The following is a 3,702-nucleotide window of genomic DNA, read 5'->3' as shown; positions in this document are numbered from 1 at the left end:
GTCCCACCGTGGTGCGCCAGCGCGGCCGGTCGGCGGCCAGCGCGGCGCCCCGGGCGGGCGCGCCCGCGGCGGCGCTCACGCGCCGATCCTCGGGTCGAGGCGGCTGTAGAGCAGGTCCACGAGGAGGTTCAGCAGCAGGAACACCACGGCGAACAGCAGCACCGCGCCCTGCAGCACGGGGTAGTCGCGGTCCTGCACCGCCTGCAGCGCCAGCAGCCCCAGCCCGGGCCAGGCGAAGACGATCTCCACGATGACCACCCCGGACAGCAGGTACGCCAGCTGCACCCCGGTGACCGTCACCAGCGGCAGCAGCGCGTTGCGCAGCACGTGCCAGCGCAGCACCGCCGAGGGCGCCAGCCCCTTGGCCCGGGCGGTGCGCACGTGGTCGGCGGCCATGGCCTCCAGCACGCTGGAGCGGGTGAACCGGGTGAGGACGCTGCCGGAGACCAGGCCCGTGGTGACGGCGGGCAGCACGAGGCTGTGCAACCACCCGGCGGGGTCCTGCGACAGCGGCACGTACCCGCCGGGCGGGAACCAGCCCAGGCCGCCGGCGAAGACGAGGATGAGGACGATGCCCATCCAGAACTCCGGCACCGAGATGCCGATCTGGCTGAGCACGGTGCCGGCGTGGTCGAGCACCGAGCGCGGGCGCAGCGCCGACAGCGTGCCCAGCGGCACCGCGACGGCGAGGGCCACGAGGATCGAGGCGAACGCCAGCGACAGGGTGGCGGGCAGCCGCTCCAGGATGAGCACGGTGACGGGTTCGCCGCTGCGGAAGCTCACCCCGAGGTCGCCGGTGAGCGCCGAGGACGTCCAGGCGAGGAACTGGGCGGGCAGCGGGTCGTCGAGACCGGCCCGCTCCCGCAGCGCCTCGTACGTCGCCTGGTCGAACCTCGTTCCCAGCGCCAGGCGCACCGGGTCGCCGGGCACGAGGTGGACGAGCGCGAACACCGCCACCGCCACCCCGGCCAGCACCAGGAGCGACTGCGCCGCGCGGCGCAGCGCGTACCCCGTCACGAGGGCAGCTCCACGTCCTCGAAGTTCACCGCCCGGTCGGCGCGCACCGCGTAGCCGGTCATGCCCTTCGCCCACGCCTGCACGACGTCGGGGTTGTACAGGTACAGGTAGGACACGTCGTCGACGATCAGCTTGGCGGCCTGGTCGTACAGGTCCTTGCGCGCGGCCTGGTCCGGTTCGACGGCGGCGGCGTCCAGCAGGGCGTCGGTCTGGGGGTTGGAGTAGCCCTGGTAGTTGTTCGACGCCCCGGTGCGGTGCTGGGAGTGGTAGAAGCCGTAGGGGTCGACGTTGCCGATCCAGCCGAGCATGAAGCTGTCGAAGTCGCCCTTCGCCTCCCGGTCCAGCCAGGTGGCGAACTCCTCGGTCTGGATGTCGACGGTGATGCCCAGCGGCTCCAGCTGCGCGGCGATGACCTGCGCGGCGGTGACCGTCTCGGGGTACTCCGACGTCACCATGATCCCCAGGGTGAGCGGGCCGGTGACGCCCGCGGCCCGCAGCATCTCCTTGGCGGCGTCCACGTCGGTGCTGAAGGGTGCGTAGTCGTAGTACCAGTAGCTGCCCTCGGGGACGGCCGTCTGGTTGACCCGGGCGGCGTCGAACTTCGCGGCCTCCGTGATGGCGTCGCGGTCCAACGCGGTCGCGATGGCCCGGCGCACGTCCCGGTCGTCGAAGGGCGGCTTGCGCAGGTTCATCGCCAGGTACCAGTAGTCGACGCTGGGGGTGCGGCCCAGCTCGATCGAGTCGTCGTCGGCGAGGGTGGCGACCTGCTGCGCGGGGACGTTGTCCGTCCACTGCACCTGCCCGCTCTGCAGCGCGGTGAGCGCGGCGGTGGGTTCGGTGATGTAGCGGAACTCCACGGCGTCGACGCTCGGGGCGCCGCCCCAGTGGTCCTGGTACGCCGTGAGCTCGACGCCGCCGGCGCTGGTGCTGGTCAGCTCGAAGGGCCCGGTGCCCACCGCCGTCGTCGCCAGGTCGTGCTCCTCGGCGGCGCCCTCGGGCAGGATCGCCATGCCCTTGAACTCCCCCACCTGCGACAGCAGGTTCGGCATCGGCTGGGTGAGGGTGAAGACGACGGTCTGCGGGTCCTGCGCCACCACGTCGGCCACGGACGTGAACCGGTAGGAGTTCGCCAGCTCCTCGTCGATGATCCGCTTGAACGAGTACACGACGTCGGCCGCGTCGAACGCGGAGCCGTCGTGGAACGTGACGCCGGAGCGCAGCCGGAACGTCCAGGTCAGCCCGTCGGGGCTGGTCTCCCAGGATTCCGCCAGGCTCGGCTGCATCGTCTGGTCCTCCGCGGAGGGGACCGTCAGGGTGTCGTAGACGTTCTCCAGCACCTGGAAGCTGGCGTAGGCCGTCGTCTTGTGCGGGTCGAACTGGTCCGGCTGCGCGCTGATGGCCGCGACCAGGCCCCTGCCGGCCGAGCCGCCCGTGGCGTCCCCGCCCTCGCCGGTGTCCACGCCCTCGCCGGCGCTGCACCCGGCGAGCAGCAGTGTCGCGGCGGCCGCGAACGCGGTCAGTGCGCGCATGGTGGTGCTCCCTCGGTCGGCTGCCGCTCACCCTGCCGAGGTCGTGCGGGGCCCACCACCCGGGGCGCGGCGGCCGGGGCAGATGTGATCCGATCGCAACACGGCCCGCGGGGGCGCGCGGCGGGGACGTCCGGTCACGTGACACCGGCGTGTCGGGCGCACAGCGTCCCCGCCCCCGAGGGTGCTGACGTCGACGGGGACGTCCGGCCGGACGACGCCGGCGTGTCGCGGGCAGGACGTCCCCGCACCGCGGCGGTGCGGCCGCTGCGGGAGGAGCGGCGCCGCTGACCACCCCGCCGGACGGGTGCGCCGGGCGGGTGCACGGCGCGCCCGTGCCGCGGTACTCACTTATCGTTGGCGACCAGCACGGGCGGTGAGCAGAGCGGAGAGCACGTGGTGGGTTCGGCAGCGGCCGCGACCGGCGACGACGCCGAGCGGCCGGCACTGACCGCGCAGCACGCCTCCGAGCGGCTGCGCTGGCAGCTGGCCGTCGACGCCGCCGGCATCGGCAGCTTCGACTGGGACCTGCGCACCGACCGCCTCCGGTGGGACGACCACCTGGTGGCGCTGTTCGGCTACGAGCGCGACGGCTTCGACGAGACCTTCGAGGCGTTCGAGACCCGCGTGCACCCCGACGACCGCGCCCGGGTGGCCGCCGCGCTGCAGGGCGCGATCCAGGCGCGCGGCGGCTTCGAGGCCGAGTACCGCATCGTGCGCCACGACGGCGCCCTGCGCTGGATCCACGCCCGGGGCCGGGTGCTGCTGGACGCCGACGGCAGCCCGTCGCGGCTGATCGGCGCGGCCCTGGACACCACCGCGGGGCGGGAGGCCGACGCACGGCTGGGCCGGCTGCTGGAGTCGATGTCCGCGGCGTTCTACTCCCTGGACGCCGAGTGGCGCTTCAGCTACGTCAACGCCGAGGCCGAGCGGCTGCTGGGCCGCCCCCGCGGGGAGCTGCTCGGCGGCGTGGTGTGGGAGCTGTTCCCGTGGGCGGCCGGCTCCGACTTCGAGACCCACTTCCGCGCCGCCGTCGCCACCGGCGAGCCCCGCGCCTTCGAGGCGTACTACCCGCCGCCGCTGGACGCGTGGTACGAGCTGCGGGCCTGGCCCGGCCCCGACGGGCTGTCGGTGTACTTCCTCGACATCACCGCCCGCC

Annotated in this window: 3 protein-coding genes; 1 reads left to right on the top strand and 2 read right to left on the bottom strand. The window is 73.8% G+C overall.

Annotated elements, in window-relative coordinates; all coding sequences use genetic code 11:
* Nucleotides 1–75: 75 nt before the first annotated feature.
* Complete coding sequence (locus ABEB16_RS11325; RefSeq protein WP_345712358.1) at nucleotides 76–1,017, bottom strand: ABC transporter permease; 942 nt, start codon at nucleotides 1,015–1,017, stop codon at nucleotides 76–78.
* Entirely contained in the window at nucleotides 1,014–2,546 is a 1,533-nt protein-coding gene (locus tag ABEB16_RS11320) for an ABC transporter substrate-binding protein (protein WP_345712357.1), read from the bottom strand. Before ABEB16_RS11320 ends, ABEB16_RS11325 begins: the two co-directional genes overlap by 4 nt.
* Before the next feature lie 393 nt (nucleotides 2,547–2,939).
* On the opposite strand from ABEB16_RS11320, the gene ABEB16_RS11315 reads away from it, so the two are divergent.
* Nucleotides 2,940–3,702, top strand: a 763-nt coding sequence (locus tag ABEB16_RS11315; protein ID WP_345712356.1) for a PAS domain-containing protein, incomplete at its 3' end; no start/stop codon positions are given.

Origin of the sequence: Kineococcus glutinatus, assembly GCF_039542765.1 — a bacterium.
Classification (GTDB): Bacteria; Actinomycetota; Actinomycetes; order Actinomycetales; family Kineococcaceae; genus Kineococcus_A; species Kineococcus_A glutinatus.
Note: the sequence above shows the minus strand (reverse complement) of the source record. Positions and strands in the feature narration are given on the sequence as shown.